Annotated in this window: 1 protein-coding gene; it reads left to right on the top strand. The window is 74.8% G+C overall.

What is annotated here, in order from left to right:
• On the top strand, positions 1-2602 hold a 2602-nt coding region (locus tag KIT86_RS24870), incomplete at both ends, for an acyltransferase domain-containing protein (RefSeq protein WP_297403391.1).

Raw genomic sequence — 2602 nt, 5'->3', positions numbered from 1 at the left:
CACGAGGCGATCCCGCCGCAACCCAATTTCACCCGCCTGAGCCACCACATCTCGCTGGCCGGCACGCGGCTGGCCGTGCCCACCGCGCTCACGCCCTGGCCGCGCGGCGCGCAGGCGCGCTGCGCCGCGGTGAGTTCCTTTGGCGTGGGCGGGACCAACGCCCACGTGATCGTGGAAGAAGCCCCGGCGATGCCCGCCGAACCTTCCACGCAGGCCCCCGATGCCTGGCACCTGCTGCCCCTGTCGGCGCGAAGCCCCGAGGCGCTGCGCGCCGTGGCGCAGCGCTGGGCCGCCTTCCTCACCCAGGGCGGCACCGCGCTGCCCGACGCCGTGTTCACCGCCGCCGAGCGCCGCACCCACCACGACCAGCGACTGGCCGTGGTCGGCCAGTCGGCGCAGGAACTCGCCGCGCGCCTGGCCCGGTTCGCGCAGGGCGAAGACGCCCCCGGCCTGGCCAGCGGCCAGCGCTCGTCCATCGCGCTGCCGCGCGTGGCCTTCGTGTTCAGCGGCCAGGGGCCGCAGTGGTACGCCATGGGGCGCGAGCTGCTGGCCGGCGAAGCCGTGTTCCGCGACGTAGTCGCCCAGTGCGACACGCTCTTGCGCCCGCTCTCGGGCTGGTCGCTCCTGGAGGCCCTGGCGGCGGACGAAGCGCATTCGCGGCTGGACGAAACCGAGGTGGCCCAGCCCGCGCTGTTTGCGCTGCAGGTGGCCCTGGTGGCGCTCTGGAAATCCTGGGGCATCCAGCCCGACGGCCTGGTGGGCCACAGCATCGGCGAGATCGCCGCGCTGCACGTCGCGGGGGTGCTCAGCCTGCCCGATGCGGTGCGGGTGGTCTGGCACCGTGGCCGCACCATGCAGCAGGCCACCGGCCTGGGTCGCATGGCCTCGGTGGGCCTGAGCGCCGAGGCCGCCGACGAATGGGTGAAACCGTGGAACGGGCAACTCTCCGTGGCCGCGCTCAACGGCCCGCGCAGCGTGGTGCTCTCGGGCGACGCCCAGGCGCTGGACGAGGCGCTCGACCAGCTCACCGCGCGCGGCGTGGCCCACCGCATGCTGCCGGTGCAGTACGCCTTCCACAGCGCGCAGATGGCGCCGTTCCAGCAGCGGCTCACCGACGAACTCGCGGGCCTGCGCTGCGCGGCCCCGCACCTGCCGGTGTACTCCACCGTCACCGGTGCCTTGCTCGAATCCAAACCGCTGGACGTGGCCTACTTTGGCCGCAATGTGCGCCAGACGGTGCGCTTTGCCCCGGCCATCGAGGCCATGGCCGGCGACGGCTTTGACGTGTTCCTGGAAATCGGCCCGCATCCGGTGCTGGGCGCCTCGATCGCCGAATGCCTGGCCGATGCGCAGACGCCCCCCCGTGTGCTGGCCTCGCTGCGCCGCGGCAGGCCCGAACGTGAAACCCTGCTGCAGGCCTGCGCCGGCCTGTACGCCGCAGGCTTCATGCCCGCGTGGGCCGCGCTGCAGCCCGAGGGGGGGCAGGTCGTGCCCCTGCCGGCCTACCCATGGCAGCGCAAGCGCCACTGGATCCGCCCGCGCCCGGTCTCGGCCGCGGCGGTGGCGCCGGCCCCGGGCGCGCACCCCGTGCTGGGCCGGCGCGTGCCCATGGCGAACCAGCGGGTGCGCATCCACGAAGGCGACGCCACCGCCGCCCACGGCTGGCTTCATGACCACCGCATCTTCGGCCGCCTGCTGATGCCCGCCGCGGCCATGATGGACATGTTGGGCGCCGCCGCGCGCGACGCGCTGCGCGCCGATGCGGTGCGCCTCACCGGTTTCACACTCTCGCGCCCGCTGGTGATCGCCGAAGCCGGCGAGCCCGCCACGCGCTGGCAGGTCTCGGCCACGCTGCAAGAGGGTGGCAGCGCCGATCTCGAACTGCACCAGGCGCTGGATGGTGAGACCTGGCAGGCGGTGGCGAGCGCCCGCGCGGTGGCGGCCACCGATGGCCTCGCGGGCGACGCGCTCGATGCGCCCGCCGCCGGGCACGGCGTGGACGCCTCGGCGCTCTACCAGCGCTTCGCCGAACTCGGCGTGCCTTTTGGCCCGGCTTTTCGCGTGCTCCAGGACGTGGCGGCCGGCCCCGGCGTGGCCAGCGGCTGGGTCGAACTGCCCGACGAAGGCATGGCCCCGGGCCATGCCTTGCACCCGGTGCTGCTCGATGGTGCGCTGCAGCTTTGTTCCGTGGCCGCAGGCCACACGGGCGGCGGTCTGCCGCCCCGCCTGTACCTCCCGCTGGGCGCGGACGACCTGCTGCTGTGCGCGACGCCGTCGCGCCGCCTGCGGGTGTCGGTGCAGGTGACCGACAGCGGCAACTCGCTCGCGGCGCGCGCGACCCTCTGCGCGCCCGACGGCACCCTCGTCGCCCGCCTGGACGGCCTGCGTTTCGCGCCAGCCGACGCCAGCGCCTTCGCTGCGCCCGAGGTCGGCGACGGGCTGTTGTACGACCTGAGCTGGGAGCCCCATGCACCGGCGGCCCCCGCCGACGACCTGCAAGGGCGCTGGCTGCTGCTGGCCGACCGCGCCGGCGTGGCCGACGAGCTGGCGCAGCGCCTGGCGCAGGCCGGGGCGTCCTGTGTGTGCGTGCGGCCCGGCGACG

The sequence above is a fragment of the Hydrogenophaga sp. genome (genome assembly GCF_026125825.1).
Lineage (GTDB): Bacteria > Pseudomonadota > Gammaproteobacteria > Burkholderiales > Burkholderiaceae_C > Hydrogenophaga.
Note: the sequence above shows the minus strand (reverse complement) of the source record. Positions and strands in the feature narration are given on the sequence as shown.